Consider the following 19,622-nt stretch of genomic DNA (forward strand, 5'->3'; position numbering starts at 1 on the left):
ACCCGGGTCCGGATCCTGCTGCATGTGGGCCCGGACATCGGTGACCGCCGTTCCGTCGGTGGACGGTCGGGGCAGGGAGACCGGGTCGACCCAGATGGCCTCGCGAGGTTCCGCGGTGGCGCCCTGCCGGGCCGTCGCCCAGCTCTCGTCGGCCGGATCGGACCGGTCGTCGGTCTGTCGAGGCGCGGGGGTCACCTCGCCGATGAGCGCACCGAGCAGGGCCAGGTGCCGGTCGCGCAAGCCGGCGGGGGCGAGCGAGGAGTCCTCCGGCGCCGCGTCGAGGTCGCCCAGCAGGCTGCCGAGGATGTGGGGGCGGTGCTGGGAGTCGGCATCCCGGTACTCGTCGCGCAGGCCGAGCTGGTGGGTGAGCTCGTGCACGAACTGGACCGGGGCCGCGTCGGCCCACCAGGTGGTCTGGTGCATCGCCTGGTCCCGGCCCGCCAGGTCCACGGTCAGGTGCGGGGCATCCGTGGCGCCCGGGGCACGCGCGACTTCCGGGAGGTCGACGTGCTCGACGGTCACGTGCAGCCGGTCACCGTTGAAGAGGCGGTGGGCCGGGTCGTTCAGGAACTCGTCCACTCCCGCCCTGAGCTGGTCGAACACCTGGTTGACCTGCTCGTTCGTGCCACGCAGCGCGACACGGACAGTCAGCTCGGTGACCGGCTCGCCCCGGTACGAGAACCGCCGGGCGTCGAAGCCGGAGCGCACCACGAACCGCGGACGGGTGTCACGCGGGCCCCTGGGCCGCGATGTGCCGGGTGCCCGGGTCCGCGACACAGTCCCGGCGTCAGTATCGGCCTGGGGAAGTCTCGGACGTACCTCACCGGTGTCGTTTGTGGCCTGCTCCGGAGCACTGGCGACGGGCTGTTGGATGCTGTCGCCGCGGTTGTTGGTCGCGATGCTGCCGGCGAGTTGGGTGAAGGACCGCGCGACGCCGAACAGGCTCTTGTTCGAGGGCAGTAGGCCCTGAAGCGCGGTGTTCCCCGCCAACTCCGCGTGCAGCAGTCCCTTGTAGGCGTTGTAGACCCTCGCCGTGTAGTTGGGTTCCTTGACCGCGTTGATCCGGTAGTCGTTGGTGACCGCGATGGAGGCGAGGTCCATCAGATAGGTCTCGAAGAGATCGGTGACGTCCTGGGACTTGGCTCCCGCCACACCGACCCGCGCGCGCCGCGCGAGCACCTTGGCCATCTCTATGACGATGTCGCGGTAGATGCCGTACCGGATGGTCTTCGGGTAGGCGGCCATGATGTGGTCGGCCTGGCCCGCGCCCTCGGTGTTCATGGTGCGGGGAGTCTTCAGGTCGGTCAGCCCCGGTACCGTCAGGGGCATCCCCCGGTACGCCTCCTCCTGCTCGGGAATCTCCGTGTTGCGGGAGGCGAGGGGGTGCAGGCCGATCTCGTGGGCCAGCATGCCCATGATGTAGCCGGTGTCGTACTTCTCGAAGTAGTAGCTCGCGAGGTTGATCTGGACACCGGCGTCACCCAGGTCGCGTACGTCGGCGGGGGTTTCCGTCGTGCGCAGGTGCAGGGTGATGCGGACAGGACGACCGTCGACGTAACTCTTGATGGTGCTGTGCTCGTCGAGCAACTCGATGATCCGGACGGCCTTGTCGACGTACCTGTCCGTCTGGTTCAGGTTGGTGAACTCGAAGTTCCCCAACTTGAAGGGGCGGAGGACCGGCTCCGGCGCGGGCGCCGGGTCCGGGGCAGGAGACGGGTCCAAGGCAGGATTCGTAGGGGCGTCGGTGCCGGTGTCGTCGTCGTTGCCGGACAACGTGCTCAGCTCGTACGCCTCCTCCTCCAGGGTGCCCGGGAGGTCGCTGCCGGTCGGCGACGGGGGCAGCGGAAGGGTGATCGCGTCCTGCAGGGCCGTGTCCTCGATCTCCGGGGACGTCAAGTCCTTCGGAGGCGTCAAGTCCTTCGGGGCCGGCGTCTTCGAGTCCTTGGGCTCGGGGGCCTTGGAGTCCTTGGGCTCGGGAGCCTTCGAGTCCTTGGACTTGGACTCGGGAGCCTTCAGATCCTTCGGCTCCGGGGTCTTCGGCGTGGGCGCCGGGGTGTGCAGGGTCAGCGGGACGAAGTCTCCGCCCCGGCGGCGGAGCCGGATGTGCGGGCCGCTGTCGCCGGACGGGCCCACGTAGGTGTGAGCGGTTCCGTTCTCCTCGATCAGGGTGACGGTCGTACCGGTCGCCGCGGCGGCCCACTCGGCCATCGCGCGGTCGGCCCCCGGGCCCCACGGGGCCTCGGCGAGGTGGCGGCGCAGATGGCCGTCGCGGGTGTACTGGCTCGGCGCCGGGTCGCCGGGGCGGCCGGCGGGGAGCGGCGGGGGCGTGAAGAGGGTGTCGTGCGCTGTCCGGTCGCCGGGCAGGCCGTACCGGCGCATCAGTTCGGCGGGCGGCACCGTGGCACGCCTGCGCAGCCGTGCCACCTCCGGACCGACGATCCCGGGCTGTTGCGAGGCCTGACGCACTGCCGTGGAGAGCGCGCCGAAGAAGCCGTTGCCGCGGCCGGTGGGCGTGCCCTGGGTGTAGGTGGCGCCGTCGGGCGCGGTGAGGACCCCGTCGCGGTCCAGGCGGTAGCGCGGGCCGCTGCTGTCGGCGGGCGGCAGCCAGGGCGCGGTGCTGTGGCTGCGGTGCGCGGGCGGCTGCTCGGGGGTGGGGCGCGTGGTGCCGACTGCGGGGGTCCCGGTCGTCGTACTCGTACCGGCCGTGTTCGCCGGCAGCGCGGTGGCGACCGGGGCCGGGCTGCCGGGCGGGAGCGCGGCGTGGAAGAAGCCGTCGGTGGCGAAGAGGACGGGATCGGCGGCCGGGTCGACGGAGGCCGGGTCGATGCCGTGCGGGAGGAACAGCTGGTCGCGGCCCTCACCGGTGACCACCGTGAGCGGGGTGCCCAGCACGCGGGCGGCGAGGGCGGGCAGCAGGTCGGCGCCGCCGTGGTCCCCCGCGCGGCGCTCGGGCGGTCCCGGTTCGCCGTCGGGGAGCTCCGTGCCGCCGTCCTGCCGCGGTTCGCTCGCGAACGGGCGGGACAGCGCCACTGTGGCGAGCGCCACCCGCTGATCGGGAGTCGGCCAGTAGGTCTGCGGGAGGCGGCCGAAGGCGTCGAACTCGGCCTGTTGCGCGGGGGTGAACACCACGCCCGCTGTGTCGAGTTCGGCCTGGGTGAAGGTGTCCGCGGCGTCCAGGGCGAGGGCGTCGAGCAGGTCCTGGTTGCCGTCCTCGCCCAGTGACCAGGCGAGGCGGTCACGGGCGGCGCCGATGGCCTCCGCGGTGACCGCCGGATCGCCGGGGTCTCCGGTGAACCGGTCGGCGAGGTCGTCGCCGAGCAGGTACGGCAGACGGCCCCGTGTGTCGGCGGCGGCGAGCAGCGCGTGGAAGAACGAGGCGCCGTCGTGCGGCATGCCGTGCACTTCGCGCACCGTGACGCCGTCCGGCGAGGTGAGGGTGCGCGGCGCGGAGTCGGTGGCGTCGGTGGCGTCGGTGGCGTCGGTGGCGTCGGTGACGTCGGTGACGGTGTACGGCGCGGGTGCCTCGGAACGCCAGTCCGGCGCGGTGTACTCCTGCCGCGCGTCCGGCACCGTGACCGTGGCCGAACCCTGGTGGTGGGCGGTGAGGCGGGAGGCGGCGAGGTGCAGCCGGTGGTGGTCCTCGGCGGCGGCGTCGGTGCGCAGTTGCCAGCGGTGGACCTCCTCGCGGGCGGCCTGCCAGGCGATGACGGCCGGAGAGTAGAACACGTCCGGCGGCAGGTCGGCCGGCTCGCCGGAGTTGTCGTCGCCGAGCGCGGCCCGGTCCTGGTCGCTCAGGTCGAGCCAGGTCTCCCGGGACCGCGCGCGGGCGTCGTAGTAGTTCACCTCGGCCGTGGCGAGGTCGGCGGCTGCCTTGGCCTGGCCGTCCCAGGCCGCGAGGACGTCGTCGGTGAACGAGGTCTCGTCCAGGAGCCCGTGGTCGCGGGCGATGTCCTCGCGCAGCCAGACCAGGGCGGTGGTCTCGGCCTCGGCGGCGCGCGGCCCGCGCCTGGCCTTGCCGAGCGCGCGCAGCGGGCGGCTGTCGGTGAACCGGTGGTCCACCTCGGCCACCGAGAGCCAGCGCACCGGGATCGCGAAGAGCATGCTCCGGTCGGTGACGACCTTGAGGTGGGTGCCGAGGGTGGTGTCGGCGGTGCCCTTGAGGGTGGTGCCGTCGTTCGTGCCGCCGATGGGGACCGTGGCGCCCGGGTTGGTGACACCGGCGTTGCTGTTGCCCGCCAGTGGCGCGGTGCCCACCGCGCCCTCGACGTTGTCGGTGATGCCCGCCTCGGACGCGTCGGAGGTCTTGGCCCGCTGCATGGCCTCCATGCGCGGCTTGTTCTCCACGGCGAGCAGCCGTGCGCCGCGGCGGTGCATCTTCGCGTAGAGGCGGGAGTCGGCGGTGTGCGACTGGCCGAAGAGGTGGGAGGACGCCTGGGTGGGCAGTGATGCGCCGTCCGCGCCGAGCGCCTCGCGGAAGCCGCCGGTCAGGCCGACCTGGGTGGTGGCCTCCTGCTGGGCCTGACCGGGGGCGGTGCCGAGGCCGGTGAGGGAGGTGAGGCGGGCCATGCGTACGCGGTCCACGAGGCCGGTGCCGGTGTGCCGGCTGCCGAGGTCGCCGTCGCCGAAGCCGTCGGCGCGTGCGGTGGCGATGGTCAGGGCGTCGTGCACGCCGGCGGCGCCGCGGATGTCCACGGCGAGGATGCCGGAGCCGATGGTGTCGTCGAAGGGCAGCACGTCCGGGTCGGGACGGCCCCCCGGGTCCCCGGCGGCGGAGGTGCGCCAGGCGGCGATGCCCTCGGGGCGGGCCTGGGCGGCGGTCAGTACGCGTACCGCGCGCTCGGGTTCCGGTATGTCCTGCTCGGTGAGCGCGCCGTCGGACCCGTCGCCGTCCGGGGTGAGCAGGCTGGCGGGAAGCACCTCGTTGAGGGTGCCGACGGGGACGTCGGAGACGCCGGGGGTGAGCGCGTCGCCGGACGAATCCGTCATGGTGACGGTGAGTGCGTATTCGGTGATGATCTCGGCGTGGGCCTGGGTGGTGGCGATGTTCGGCATCGCGGTGGTGCCGGCGGTCTGTGTCCGGACGCTGGACCGCTGCTTGGCCGCGGTGCCCTGGAGCGAGGGGTTGGCGATGAGGACGCCGTCCTCGGCGGCGCGCTGGCCCGCGCTGAGCGTCGCGTCGGCGCCGCGGTCCTGTGAGGTGCCGCCGACGTCGTCGCGGGCGGTGGTGCGGTAGTCCTCCAGCTCGTAGCCGGTGCGCAGCCGGTCCACGGTGGTGGTGACCGGTGTCAGTTTGAACCGGAGCTGTCCGGGGCTGCCGTTGACGGGCAGGTGGAACGGGTTCGTCCAGGTGCGGTAGCGGACCGGCAGGGTCAACCCGTCGGTCGTCAGCTCGTGCAGATGCGCGGCGAGGAAGTCCGGGGAGAGCCGCTGGAGGACCTGCTCCCGGTCGTGGGAGGGCACCCCCATCCGCGTCAGCTGCTGCATCAGCTGCCGTGCCACGGGACTCGCGTCGAGCTGGCCGCTGGGGTGGGTGGGGAAGCGGCGGAACCGCAGGTAGGGCGGCAGCCGGTAGCCGCGGCCGAGGTTGTGCGGTGTGGTGGCGCCCAGGCCGTCGGGGGCCAGGCCGGCCTCGATGACGTCCTGCATCGGCAGGTGGAACATCACCGCGTCGCGGATGCGCTGGAGCGCGGCGGCGGCCCCGCGCGGGGCGAGGGCGTTGCCCAGGCGGCCGGAGACGCGTCCGGCCGCGGAGCTGATCCCGGCCCCGGCACGGGTGCCGACCGCGCCCATCGCGGCCGTCCACCGGTCCCGTACGGCGATGGTCTCGGCGGTGTCGGCGACCACCAGGTACATCCGCCCGGCGTAGGAAAGGGTGGTGTTGCGTCCCCGGGTGACGGTCTGCGAGACGCTGCGGCCCTTGCCCCAGGCGTACTGCAGGGCGGCCGAGTAGGAACCGACCACCGCCGGCCCGCCCGGGGCCTGCTGCAGGGGTGTGTCGGCGCCCTGGAGGCCGAGGGTGGTGCGCGAGACGGCGCTCGCGCTTGCGTTGACGCGGTGTTCGTTGCCGACGGTCGTCTCGGAGCTGGCCGGCTTCGGGTCGCTCCTGACGCGGAAGTTGCTCAGCTCGCCGCGGATCACTCCCTTGAGGTAGTGGGTCCTGAACGGTCCCGCGCCGTTGAGTCCGGCGACTCTGGAGCCGAACGGGCCCAGATACTGGCCCAGTTGTCCGGCCACGCTGAGGTTCGCCATCGCGCGGCGCAGCGCGGTGCGCACCGGGGCGCCGGGTGCGCTGACGTGCCAGGAGGTGCCCGAGGCACGGTCGGCGGTGTCCTGCATGAGCTGCTGGCGCTGCGGGCCGCCCTCGGCGCTGAGCACCACGTGCGGGGCGCGCAGCAGTTTCTTGGTGAGCTGCTGGTCGGGCGACTCCGAGTCGGGCAACGGGCTCGTGCCGTCGAGCAGTTGGTCCGCCTCGGTGGCGGAGAGCGGCTGCGCGGCGGGCGTGGTCGCGGTCGCAGGTGCCGTACCGGTCGATGGCGGGTCAGCGGGGGCGTAACGGTCGGAGCCGTGTGCGGCCGGTACGGCCAGTTCCACCCGTCCGACGGTCTCGTTGCCCCGGGTGAACAGGGGCCGTTCCTCGACCTTGCTGACGAAGACGCCCGCGCCGAGCAGGCCGACCGTGGCGAGCCTCGCCCAGCCGCGCGGGCGGCGGTGGCCCTCGAAGGTGGCGCCCAGTTCCACCTGGTAGCTGTACAGGTCTGCGCCGGTCTGGAACATCAGGTGGTCGTGGACGACCGCGACCGTGTTCCTGGTGGCCTTCTGGTCGGTCCGCCCGTGCCGGAGGCCGACGGCCACGCTGCCGGCCTGGCGCGGCAGTCCCACGTCGGGCACCTTGTCGTGGTCGCGCGGCCCGACGGCCAGCTCGACACCGCCGGACAGAGTGACGGCCGCCTGCTCCCCCTGGCCGGAGACCTCGGTGCCGATCACCGCGTTGCGCAGCGAGCGCTCGCTCATGGTGGTCTCGAACTGCCGGTCGGTCAGGCGCGCCCTGAGGACGAGCGTGTGGTGGCCGCGGCGCACCTTGCCGTCCTCGGTGAGGGTGACGGGCACACCCGTGGTGGACAGGTCGTCCAAACTCTGCGCCAGGCTGGGCCGGTTCAGCGCCTCGCGCACCTGGCGGTCGTTGTGCAGCGCGGTCCGCATCCGCCCGTCGCCGTACCAGAACTTGGCCAGCCGCGGATGCCGCAGCATGAAGGGCGGCACGAACAGCGACGGGTACGACTGGTGCAGCGTGTCCAGGACCGCGTCCGTGAAGGCGTGCATGGGGTCCTGGAGGGCGGGCGTCGGCGTCTGGTTCTGGTCCTGACCGGACGGCTGTACTTGGGTCTGGGGCTGGGACTGGGTCTGTATCGGGGGCGGAGTCCGGGACTGGTCCTGGTCCTGGACAGACGGCTGTACCTGGGTCTGCACCGGAGGCGGAGACAGGGTCTGCGTCTGCGTCTGCGTCTGCGTCTGCGTCTGCGGAGGCGCGACCGGGCGGAAGCCCTCGGCACGGACCTGGCCGCTCAGGTGGACCGGGTCCTCCCGGGTGAGGTACCACGGCACCGGCGGCTCGGCGTCCGGGTGGGGGCCCGCCTGTCCGGGCGTACGGCTGTCCCAGCCCGCGAGGCGGCGCGCGTCCTGGGTGGAGATCCAGTCCAGGCTGACCACCCGCACCGGGCGGGCGGCGGACGGCGGTTCGCCGGGCTTGCGCACCATCAGGGTGCGCTCCACCCGGTAGAGCGCGACCGGGTGGTTACGGACACGGCCGGTCGTCTTGCGGGCCGCGTCGACGCCGAGGTAGTGACCGCGCCCGGTGGAGAGGTCCGCGCGGACGAGGGGGCCGCCCTGGAGGCGTACGTCGGTCTCCAGGCCGGCGAGGGTGTAGTTCGGCCCCGCGGTGACCTGGATTCCCAGGCGGGTGTCACGGACGTGCCCGCGCTCGTTCTGGTACGTGGTCTGCGTGAGGTCGCGCAACTCCGCCTTGACCGACTCGGTGACCAGGGTGGCCCGGTGCGGCACCGACCGCTCCACGATCAGGTGGCCCAGCGGGTGCTGTCCGCTGCCCCGGCTCAGTTCGGGCCCCGTGACCGGCCCCGAGAACCGGCCGAACAACGAGAGCAGCCGCCCCGGCCGGACGTACGAGACCAGGGTGCGGTGCGCCGAACTCCCGGGCCGAGCACCGGAGATGGCGATCGCCATGTCCTCCGGCGAGTCCGTCAGGTGCAGCGCGGTGGTGTCGGTCATCCGCGGCTCGATGCCGTCCGGGAAGGTGAGCGTCTTCGGTGCCCGCTGCGGCCCCTTGTAGGGCACGGTGAGGTCGTCCGGCAGCCGCCAGCTCAGCCCGTCGCGCATGGCGAACTCGGCGGCGTACACCTGCGTGCGCTGCCAACTGGGCTGCGGCGGACGCGGGTTGCTTTGGGGCGTCGTCGTGGTGGTGGTCGTGGTGGTGGTCGTGGTGGTCTTCGGCGCCTCGGTGACGCGCTCCACCCGTACCCGGTAGTGGACATCGTCCAGGTGCAGGTGGGAGCCCTCCCAGTTGCGCCACTCGGACTGGTTGTACGCCTGGGTGCCTTGCGCGTAGTCGGTTCGGCGGGTCCAGCCCAGCGAGAAGCCGATCTTCACCAGCCAGCTGAGCGGCGGGCCCATGCTGATGCCGCCGGCGATCCGGCGCCCGAAGCCGACACTGCGCCCACCGCCCGTCCCCGCCTGGCCGCGCCGCATGGTGTCCACCCGGACGGTGGCGTCACCCACGTTGGAGAAGCGCTCCCAGCGGTGGTACGGGATGGCCTCGACCGTCATCTCGTGGCCGACTCCGGACTTTTCGCGGCCGACGAAGCGAGCACCGCGCGCAGCGGTGAAGGCGTCGGGCTGCTGGGTCAGCAGCCGCAGCAGCTCCGCTTCGTCGAACTGGGCGCGCAGCTTCGCCGGAAGCCTGCCCAGGATCTCCTCGGCCACCTGCTCGGGCGAGCGGAGGGTGGTCTTGCCCAGACCGGTGAAGAGTCCGGTCCGGCGAGCGGGCGGGGTCGTCGCACTCGTCGCGCCGGGCGGAGTGCCGTCGCCCGGGTCGGCGCCCGGGTCGACACCCGGGTTGATCAGGGTCGCGGGCAGGCGGCTGCCGTCCTCGAAGGTGACGATCCCCGGCGCCGGGCCCGGCAGCCGGGCGTCCGGGCCGGTCAGCAGCCGTGCCGGGCGGTACCGTTCGAGTTGAGTCTCCAGCGGTACCGGGTCGCCCCGGTCGGGGGTCTCGGCGGCGGGGCTGTCGAGGTCGGTGACCCCGCCCATGCTGCGCAGCCACTCCCCGAAGACACCGTCGTCGGCGCCCACATCCTGGACGGCCGGGTCCTGGACGGCCGGGTCCTGCTTGCTGTTGAGGTCCGGCTTGCTGTTCGGGTCCGCCGTCGCGTTCGGGTCCGGTACGGGAGTGAGCGGCGCCGAGGCCGGAACCAGCGCGTCGAAGTGGTCGGTGCCGTTGTAGGACAGGTGCAGGGTGCCGCCCTGGCCGCCCGGGTTGAGGGTGTTGACGAAGGTGGTCCCGGGCGACCGCGGGTCGGGCTGGACGAGCCGCAGGTCGAGGTCGAGGGTGTGCGCCAGCGCTTCCGGGAGCAGGTCGGCGAAGGGAGAGGCCCAGAGGTCGGAGAGTTCGGCCGCCGCGGCGACCAGTCCCCTGGCTCCCAGGCGCCGCGCGTCGGCGGGGGTGGGCACCACGGCGGCGAGTTGCGGGTAGTCGCTCGCCCCGATGATCCGCTGCCACTGGGCAGCGTCGGCGCCGGTGACGACGTCCTGCGCGATCCGGTTCCAGCGCCGGTTGATCCGGCGCTGCTCGGTCGCGTCCTGGACCCCGGCGAGGGCGCGCATCCGCAGGTCGTCCACCACGGCGAACACCGGGTCCGGGATCGCGAGGGCCATGTTGTCGCCCAGTTCGGAACCGGTGATCCGGTCACGCAACCGGCTGCGCAGCCCGGCGACGTTCCGCGCGGCCCACGCGGGCGGGATGGTCTGGCTGCGCGCGCTGTCGAGCGCCGCCCGGAAGAGACAGTTCCCGCCACCCGGGGTGTCGAGCCGCCGGAAGGCGATGCCGCTCGCGCGCACGATGCCCGCCGAACCGGGTCTGGCCTTGCTGAGGAGGGTCAGGTCCTCGGCGAGACTCTCCGGGCGGCTCGGCGGGGGCGCCAGGCCGGGTTTGCGGCGGGCGAGTTCGGCGGTGTCCTCGGAGCTCAGCTTCAGCTCGGACAGCGGCAGCGGGGTGCCGGCGAGCGACCAGGTGATCTGCGCGGCGGGGGCGTAGGACAGACCGCGTACGTCCTCCGGCGAGACCATGGTGGTGGGCGGGAGCGCGGGCGGCGGCGGGGGCAGCAGGGCGTCGAGCGTGGTGGAGGGCCCGGCGGTGGACCGCAACATGGCGGCGGCGCGCAGGAGTTCGGTGTACTCCTCGACGGTGGGGTCGGCCGCCGGGTCGGTGCCGGTGTCACCTGTCGCACGGCGCCGGTCGACAGCCATCCGGCGCAGCAGATCCGGCGTCATCCGGCCGTCGCCGTACCGGGCCGCGGTGTCCTGGCTGAGCCAGCGCAGGTTGTCCATGAAGGCGAGCCCGGCGAGCAACTGCCGGTTCTCCGGGCGCCGTTCGGCGTCCGGGCCGAGGGCGCCGCGCAGTGTGCGGACCTGCTGAAGGGTACGGGCCCTGGCGAAGGCGTCGGCCGGTCCCGGGCCCGCGTGCAGGCCGGCGTCCCGGGCCGGACCGTCCAGGTCGGCGCCGCTGGGCTCCGGGGTGAAGAGCCGCCATCCTCCAGGCCCGTCCGGGCCCTCGGTGAGCACCGCGCGAACGTTGCCGTCCCCGTCCCGGGCCGTGCCCACCTCGGTGGTCGGCGCGTACACCTGTCGCCCGGTGCGGTTCGCCACATGCTGCGCCACGGGCAGTCCCGCGACCTCCGGCTGCCGCCCGGTCTCGCAGGAGAACAGCACCAGCGGCCGGTCCTGATCGCCTTCCTGCGCCCACGAGTTGAGCACTTCACCGAGCTGCACACCGCTGACCTTCACGGTGGGGTGGGCCGCGTCGTCGGTGCCGAGGGTGACGGTACGGGGGGTGCCGTGTCCCGCGAAGTAGTCGGCACCGCGCTCGGTGCCCGAACCGGGCAGTGCGGTCGGCGGGCCGGTGAACACGGTACGGCGGACGGGCGGGTCCGCGGCGGTTTCCGGAGCCGGAGCCGGAGAGGCGGAGGTGGTGCGCACACCGCGGAAGGTGTCCTGGCCGAGCAGCGCGCGACGCCCCGCACCGAGCGCCGTACCGTCCTCGGCCGGGTCCTGCGAGATGGTCAACGTCTGTACGGCACGGCCCGGTTGCGGTCTCACGGCCGAGTCCGCGACCAGGCGGCGCAACTGCGCGACGGGCACGGTGTGGCCGTCAAGGGTGGTGACGACCGGACCGCTCACGGGCCGGACGACGATCCGCCCGGCGGGCGGAAGCACCACAGGCAGCACCACCGGGGGCGTCGCGGGGGTGCTGTCCGACGTGGTGGGTGAAAGCGGCGGCGGGGTGCCGCCGTCGCCGGGCCCGCGTCCGCCGCCGAGGTCGGTGGTCCGACCGCCGGTCGCATCGCCGTTGCCCGACTCCAGGTGCAGGTCGGTGGCCGTCTCGGTCCAGGGACGGGACAGGGCTGCGAGCTTGGCCGCGACGGGGGCACCGGTGTCCATGGGGTGCGGACCGACTCCGTTGCCGTTCAGGCCGGTTGTCACCTCCGAGACCAGTTTCGGGCGCGCGGCCGGGGCGGGGGCCGGGTCGCCGCCGGTCGTCACGCCGGCCTGCGGGGCGGGGCCGGCTGTCGCGGAGGGGGCGGGGCCGAGCGCGTCGGCGAGCGGCAGCAGTACGTTCGCGCCGGGGAAGTCGGTGTCCGAGGTGTCCGAGGTGACCGCGGCATCCGAGGTGCCGTCCGTCGTCACGGCGGGCGGCGGCCCGGCGAGTGGGCGGACCCGGACCGGGGCGCCCGGCCCTTCACGAGTCAGCTCGACAGCGGCGCGTACCGGGCGCCCCGATCCGTCCGGCGCGACGACCGCGGGACCGAGCACCACGGCCCGGTCGACCCCGGCACCGTCCAGCAGCTCGGCCGCCTCCGGTGCCCCCTCCCCCGGCGGCGGCACCTCCGAGACCACGATCGTCAACGGGGGTGCCTTGCTGGGTTCGGGGCTCCCGACTGCGGTGGGGCCGGCCTTCACGTCACCCGGGCCCTCCAGGTCACGTACGTCGCCCGTGTCGGCGTACGAGCCGGTGGTGTTCACCTTCGGCGGCGCCGCGCTGGTGTCGGTGTCCGGCGCGGGGGTGCTCTCGGCGGAGTCCGAAGTGACGGGGGTCTCGGCGGAGTTGACCGTCTCCGGGGAGATGGTGGTGTCCGGGGAGGCGGTGGTGTCCGGGGAGAAAGCGATCTCCGGCTCTGTCGTCGTCTCCGGCGACTGCGAGGTCTCGGAGGTGTGCGGGGTCTCCGATGTGTGCGCGGCGTCATCGGCTGTGGTCTGCGAGCCGTCCGCCGGGTTCGTGACGTCCGAGTCCCGGGTGCCCTGAGGCTGCGTCCCGGAGGAGGACTGGTTGGTTCCGGCGGCGGGGGCGCCACCCGGCCGAGCACCTGCACTCGTACCGGAGCCGGTGCCCGTACCCGTACCGGAACCCGCGCCGGTACCGGTACCGGTACCGGTACCGGTACCGGTACCGGTACCCGCGCCCGTCGCAGCCGGGTTGGTCGGGCCGTTGGATGTGACGGGACCGCCGTTCGCCTGCCCGGGCATCGGATTCGTACCGTCGGTGCTGTCGCCCTGCGCGGTCACCTCGTCCGGCGAGGGCTGGACGCTGCTCTGCGACCCCTCGGAACTGCCGGACTCGGGGATGGAGTTTCCCGTGGAGCCGTTGCCCAACCCGTCCATGGTGAGCGGGGTGTCCACCGTGACCGGGGTGCCGAAGCCGTCGAGGGCGCGGCGGACCTCGTCGGCGTCGACCTGGGCGGCGGGGCTGTTCCCGGCCGGGACCACCCGGACCTCGGGCAGCTGCGACAGGTTGCTGTGCAGGTTGTCGCGGACGCCGATCTCGGTACTGCCGGGCTGCTGGGAGCCGCGCAGCTGGGCGAGATCGCGCAGGGCCTGCTCACGGACCTCGGCGGAGCCGTTGTGGACCTGCTGCCACAGCTCGTTCTGCGCGGCGGTCACGGGCATGGGCCCCGGCGAGTACGCCGGCGGGTTCACACCGGTGTACGGGGGCGGGTCGCCGACCGAGTAGGGCGGAGGCGAGCCGTTGCCGGTCAAGTCCCCGGTGAGGTCACCCGTGAAGTCCCCGGTGCCGATGTCCTGTTGGGAGACGGCCGGGGGTGGGTTGCGGGTGGACCCGCCGCCCACGGAGCCGGCGGAACCCGAGGAACCGGACGTGTCCGTGTTCGAGGGGCCGTCGGCGCTGTCGGAGTCGCCGCGGGAGCGCGTGGAACCGTCGGAGTCCCGGGTGTCGGAATCGGTGCTGCCGCCGGAGGCGGTGGGCGGTGGCTGGCTGCGCAACTTCTCGATGGCGTTGCGCAGTTCGGCGCCGCTGTTCACGGCGGTGTCCGAGAGGGTGGCCTCGACCTGGCTGCTGAGGCCCGCGCCGACGAACGTCGACCAGCTGGTGGACCAGTCGCCGTCGAAGGCGCCCTTGATCAGGATCTCCGCGAGCGCCTCACCGGCGCCGGCGGCGATGAAGTCGGTGGTGCCCTTGAGGCCGTAGTGCCCGGCGAGCGCGCCCGGCCGGTCGGCGTTGTTCTTCAGGATCTGGTTGTTCCGCAACAGGCTGGGGTTGTTCTTGAAGGAGGTCGGGTTGAACCGGAACGAGAACGAGTTCTTGTTCGTGAGGTTGGGGCTGTTCAGGTTCGGGTCGGGGCCGGGGCTGTTGGTCGGCGGATTGTCGTTCTTGGAGCCGGGGCCGGGGCCAGGACCGGGGTCGGGGCTCGGCTTGGGGTTCGGCGTGTTGTTCCTGAGATCGAGGTTCGGCGGGTTCCTGAAGTCGGGGTTGTTCTTGAAGTTGAGATCCGGGCCGTTCTTCAGGAAGTTGCTGTCGAATGCCCTGACGATGTCCTTCGCGAACTTGTCGAAGACGCTGGTGAGGAAGCCCGCCGCGGCGCCGAACGCGGCGGACTTGAGGATGTCGTTCCAGTCGAACCCGTCGGGGCGGCGGCCGTTGGGGGCGAAGTTCATCATCGCGAGCCGCACCGCGAAGGTGGTGAACGCCTCGGCGAACGCCTCGGTCAGCGAGGGCGCCAGGTGCAGCCGCTGGAGCAGATGGGTGAGCGTGGCGAGGATCATGAACCGGCTGCGCAGCTTGGCCATCATGATCTGGCTGGCCGAGGCGCCTCCGGTGAAGAAGGACATCGCCAGATAGATGGCGATCTCGATGAGCAGCCGGATGACCTCCGCGATGACCTGCCACTTGGACTCCATGATGTCCATGGAGGTCTTGCGGCGGCCCTCGGCGATCTTGTCGAGCTGGTCGGAGAACTCGCGCAGGTAGTTCTTGCCGCCGTCGTCGATGAGCATGCCCATCGCCTTGGCGTACGACTTGGAGAGGTCGTCGGGCATGACCTCGGCGATGTCGTGGATCGACTTCTCGATCAGCGACGACACCCGGTCGAGCTTCCGGCCGAGCCCGGAGTAGGGCCGACGGCTGTCGAAGGCCAGGTCCTCGTCGGCGTCGATGAGCCTCTCCCCGGTGAGGATGAAGAGCATCGCGTTGACCTCGGGCGACGCCATCATGCTCATCCGGGACCGCCTCGCGCGCCGTTCGGGCAGGACGGAGCGGCCGCTCCCGGCGTCATGACGTGGGAGCGGCCTGCCGTGCGGAGGTCAGCGGCGACCATGCCCGCCGGGGCCGCTGTCGCCGTCCAGCCCATGGGTGTCGATTTCCCTGTTGTTCTGCTCGATGTCCTCGATGTTGGCGTCACGGGTGTTCTTCATCAGCCGGACCTGGCTGACCGTGGCGTCGGTGATGCCCACCAGCGCGTCGCGGATGGACATCATGGTGTCCTTGGTGGTCTGCCGTTCCTTCCGCTCCTGCGGCTTGGCCTTCTCGGCGAAATCGCCCTCCGTACCGGGCCATCCGACCGTGGGGGCCAGTTCGTCGAAGAACTCCTCGGTCATGCTCCTGGTGAGGGCGCCGATCTCCTCAAGCTGTCCCGCCAGTGCCTCGATGCGCTGCGGGTCGACGTAGTACCGCTGTCCCATCGTCAGTCCTCCCCGTCCTCGCCGAGCGCGTCCCGCCAGCCGGGGGCGGCCTCGACGTCGCGTGCCGTGTCCTCGTCGTCCTCGCGCAGCACCTCCGGGCCGAAGATGCGCTCCCAGTCCAGCTCGAAGCCCTTCAGTTCCGGCACGTCGGCGCTGGGCTCGGTGAAGGGTGCCATCGCCTTCATCACATGCTTGTTCATCTTCAGGCGTGCCGCGTTCGCCGCCTCCAGGACGCTCGCGGACAGCTCCTGGTGGGACATGTCGCGGTACTTGTTCTCCAGGAACTCGATCCCGGTCAGCTCACCCTGCGGGCCCACGGTGGCGCGGACCGCACGGTCGGAGGAGAGCACCGCGAACGACGCCTGGCGCAGCTCGCGCTCGGTGCGCGCGACCGCTTCCTGGGCAGCCTGGAGTTCGGCCATGGCCTTCTCCAGTCGCTTCTCCAGCGGTTCCGTCACGCCCGCCCCGCCCTTCTCGTCGGCAACTGACCTGCTGATCTTGCCTGGTGGGTGCCGCTTCGCGGAAGTCCGGGAGGGGTGGGATTCGTCTCTCCCCGGTGGTCGCACCGGTCTCCGCGGTGATCGCACCGGTCTCCGCGGTGGTCACGAAGGTCCCCGCGGTGGTCGCGCCGGGCCTCCACCGTGCTCACCGCCCGATCACGGCCGGAGTGCCGCCCTCCTCGGTGCCCCACACGTCCACGTCCTCCTCCAGGTAGTCGACGGAGCTGGTGGCCCTGCGGCCGGGCTCCGACTCCTCCTCGGTGGAGTCACCGACGCCGCCGGTGGTGTTGACCCGGGAGGCCGGCGCCAGGAAGGTGTCGCTGTCCTCCTGCCGGTTCCACGGGCTGCGCCGCCGGCGGTTGCGACGCTCGCTCTCCTCGGCCGCGTCGACCAGGACGGAGCGCACCCGCTCGCCGTTGCCCTTCTCACCGCCGCCGCCCATGCCGCCCGCGCCGCCGCCCATCGGCATACCGGGGCTGCCCGGTGTCCCGGGGGCGCCGGGGGTCCCGGCCGAGGCGGCCGCGGTGGTGGCACCGAGCGGGGAGGCCGTGCTGTCCGAGAGGGGGGCGACACCGGACGAGCTGAAGTCCGAGGACAGTGGGTCCGACCCGGACAGGCCACCACCGGTGGACCCGAGGCTCGTACTGCCGCCGCCGAGGCCCAGCTCGGAGAGCGGTACGTCCCGGGAGGTGGTGCCGTCGCCGCCGCTCCCGCCTCCGACGCCGTTGAGGTCTCCGAGGCCGTCGAGGACGCTCGAACTGTCCGTGTTCGCGTTCGAGTTGAGGTCGTGCAGGTCCACCCTCTCCGTGTTGCCCTGCGCGTCGGTGACGGTGGCGATGCCGGTGTCCGGGTCGATGACCTGCTTGCTGCCGTCCGGGAAGGTGGTGGTCAGCTGGCCGTTGTCCAGGGTGGTGACGGAGCCGTCCGGGTTGGTGAGACTCGCACCGTGGGTCAGGTCAGTGGTCGTGGTGGTGCCGTCCGCGTTCGTGGTGGTCAGCAGTCCGTTGTCCGGGTCGAACGAACTCTCGCTGCCGTCCGCGAACGTGGTGGTGAAGTCCCCCGCGTCGTCGAGTTCGACGCTGCCACCGGTCGGGGTCTCCAGTCCGTTCCGGTCGCCGTTGAGGTCCCCGAGGTTGCCCAGGTCGTCGATCGACTCGGTGGTGATGTCGCTCAGGTCGTTCAGGTCGCTCAGGTCGTTGAGACTGTTCTGGCCGTTGAGGTCGCCCAGGTTGCCGAGGTTCTCGGTGGTCGTCTTCCCGTCCGGGTCGACGGTGGTCGCCTGGCCGGTCGTGGGGTCGACGGTCTGGGTCGTGCCGTCCGGGAACGTGGTCGTCAGCTTCCCGTCGTCACCCAGCGACGTCACCGAACCGTCCGCGTTCGTCACCTTGAGACCGTCACCCAGATCCTGCGTGGTGACCGAACCGTCCGGCGACGTGCTGGTGAGCAGCCCGCTGTCGGGGTCGAACGAGGTGGTGCTGCCGTCCGGGAAGTCGGTGGTCAGGTCGCCGGCGTTGTTCAGCTGTGTACTGACGCCGGTCGGGCCTTCGAGCACTCCGTCGCCGTTGGCAGTTCCGTTGAGGTCGGTGAGGCTGCCCAGGTCGGTGGTCGTGGTGGTGCCGTCCGGGTTGGTGGTGGTCGCCTGGCCGGTCGTGGGGTCGACGGTCTGGGTCGTGCCGTCCGGGAACGTGGTCGTCAGCTTCCCGTCGTCACCCAGCGACGTCACCGAACCGTCCGCGTTCGTCACCTTGAGACCGTCACCCAGATCCTGCGTGGTGACCGAACCGTCCGGCGACGTGGTCGTGAGCAGCCCGCTGTCGGGGTCGAACGAGGTGGTGCTGCCGTCCGGGAAGTCGGTGGTGAGCTTGCCTCCGTCGGCCTGCGTGTTCCCGCCGGTCGGGGTCCTGAGGGCGGCGCCTCCGGCGTTCAGCCCGCCGAGAGTGCCGAGGGACTGGTTGACCTCGTTCAGGTCGTTCTGGGACCCCTGGCCTCCACCGTTGATGTCGCCGATGTCGCCCGGACTCTCGGTGGTGACCGCGTTCTGCTGGCTCAGGAGGTCGTCGAGGCTGTCGAGGTTCTGCTCGTTGACCGCGTTGGGGTCGTTGAGGCCGCCGAGGCTCTCCGTCACGGACTTGGCCTGTTCCTCGGCCTCGCGCCTGGCCTCCTCCTGCTCCTTCTTCTGCTCCTCGCGCAGTTCGTCCGCGTACTTCTTGTCCTCGTCGCGCTGCTGGTTCTGCTCGTTGCGCAGGTCGTCCTGGAGCTTGTTCGCCTCCTCCTGCTCCTTCTTCTGCTCCTCCCGCAGCTCGTCCTGGTACTTCTTGTCCTCGTCGCGCTGCTGGTTCTGCTCGTTGCGCAGGTCGTCCTGAAGCCTCTTCGCCTCCTCCTGCTCCTTCTTCTGCTCCTCCCGCAGCTCGTCCTGGTACTTCTTGTCCTCGTCGCGCTGCTTGTTCTGCTCGTTGCGCAGCTCCTCCTGGTACTTCTTGTCCTCCTCCCGCTGGCGCTCCTGCTCCTCCCGCAGCTCGTCCTGGTACTTCCTGTTCTCCTCGTTCTGCTTCCTGATCTCCTCCTTCTCCTCATCGGCCTTCTTCTCCTCGTACACCTCCGAGGCCGTGCTGGTCGACTTCGGCTTGGGCACGTTGTCCGCGAAGTCCTCGCCGAGTTCGAGGAAGTGGTTGTTCAGGGCGGACTGCACCGTGGCGGCGGGCTTGCCCAGGAAGTCGTCGACGCCCTGGGTCCAGATCTTGACGGCCTTGTCGCCGACCTTCGCCCAGTTGGCGATGTCGGTGAGGTCGCCGTAGTCCGGGTGCACCTGGGAGAAGCCGCCCTGCGGGCTGTGCCTGACGGTCGTGGAGTAGCGGGTGGTGGTCGACGTGATGTCCGTCTTGGCGACGTTGTTCGCGTCCACCCACTGGGCGAGGTCGTCCAGGACGTAGCGCAGCACCTGGTGCGGGTCGTAGTACGAGGACTTGGCCCAGGCCAGCCAGGCCTCCAGCAGCTTCGTGGCGGAGTCCTGCAGGTACTTGCGGCCCAGTGACAGGGCGCGCGAGTACACCGTGTTGCCGGTGCCGGCCTCGTCGCCGGTGCCGGCCGAGGAGTCGAAGGTCTCGATGTAGGCGTCGTAGTTCTCGCGGATCTTCTGCAGCAGGCTCCGGAAGACCTCCGCGGCCTCACCCTTCCAGCTCGCGTCGTCCTTGCTGAAACGGTCCTCCCAGTCCTTCAGCACCACCTGGTGGTCCCTGAAGAACTTGGCGGCGTAGTCGAAGGACTGCCCGGTGGTGTCGAACGAGTTCAGGTCCACCACGTCGGCCCCCGGTACTCCCAGGTTGCTGAAGCGGGCGTTCTGACTGCTGCCGCGCAGCAGTTCGAGCAGCGCCGCCCGCGGCCCGTTCATGTACCGGGCGAGCGCGACGGTGCTCATCTTGTCTTTGTTGTAGTCCGTGAACTCGTTGCCCTCGCGGACCTGCGCGTTGTTCACGTCGTCGGTGCCGGGGGAGGCGAAGATGATCTCCTCGCCCGCCTTCACACGGCCCTCGAAGACGATCCGGGCCTGCATGATCTTCGTCTTCTTGCCGCTGTCGAAGAACCAGATGTCGTAGTCCTCGCCCGTGTTCGTCAGGAAGCCGGAGTCCTTGACGAGCAGGCCGAGGCTGCGCTCCTTGATGTCCATCCGGAAGAGCTTGCCGCCGTGGTCGGAGCGGAGCGTGTCGAAGACGGTGTTGCGGTCCGGCACGGGGTAACCCGTGATGTGGGTGACCAGAGTGGCCCAGGTGTCGCTCGACGCGTCGCCGGCGTTGTCGTACTTGTCGAGGTTCGCGACGGAGTTGGGATCGTACCGATCGGCCACCGGGCGCCCTTTCTGGTCGGTTG

3 protein-coding genes and 1 pseudogene are annotated in these 19,622 nt (G+C 71.6%); all 4 read right to left on the reverse strand.

Annotated features, from left to right (window positions below):
• Nucleotides 1-14,796 (reverse strand): annotated as a pseudogene (locus ACIOKD_RS30410) (hypothetical protein); the annotation flags it as partial.
• Between the two features lie 84 nt (nucleotides 14,797-14,880).
• Nucleotides 14,881-15,258: a hypothetical protein gene (locus ACIOKD_RS30415; protein ID WP_402090346.1), complete on the reverse strand. Its 378-nt coding sequence runs from the start codon at nucleotides 15,256-15,258 to the stop codon at nucleotides 14,881-14,883.
• A gap of 2 nt (nucleotides 15,259-15,260) precedes the next feature.
• Entirely contained in the window at nucleotides 15,261-15,716 is a 456-nt protein-coding gene (locus ACIOKD_RS30420) for a YbaB/EbfC family nucleoid-associated protein (protein WP_402090348.1), read from the reverse strand.
• A gap of 187 nt (nucleotides 15,717-15,903) precedes the next feature.
• Nucleotides 15,904-19,599: an AAWKG family protein gene (locus ACIOKD_RS30425; RefSeq protein ID WP_402090350.1), complete on the reverse strand. Its 3,696-nt coding sequence runs from the start codon at nucleotides 19,597-19,599 to the stop codon at nucleotides 15,904-15,906.
• Nucleotides 19,600-19,622: the final 23 nt, after the last annotated feature.

It is taken from the genome of Streptomyces sp. NPDC087844, assembly GCF_044742785.1.
Classification (GTDB): Bacteria; Actinomycetota; Actinomycetes; order Streptomycetales; family Streptomycetaceae; genus Streptomyces.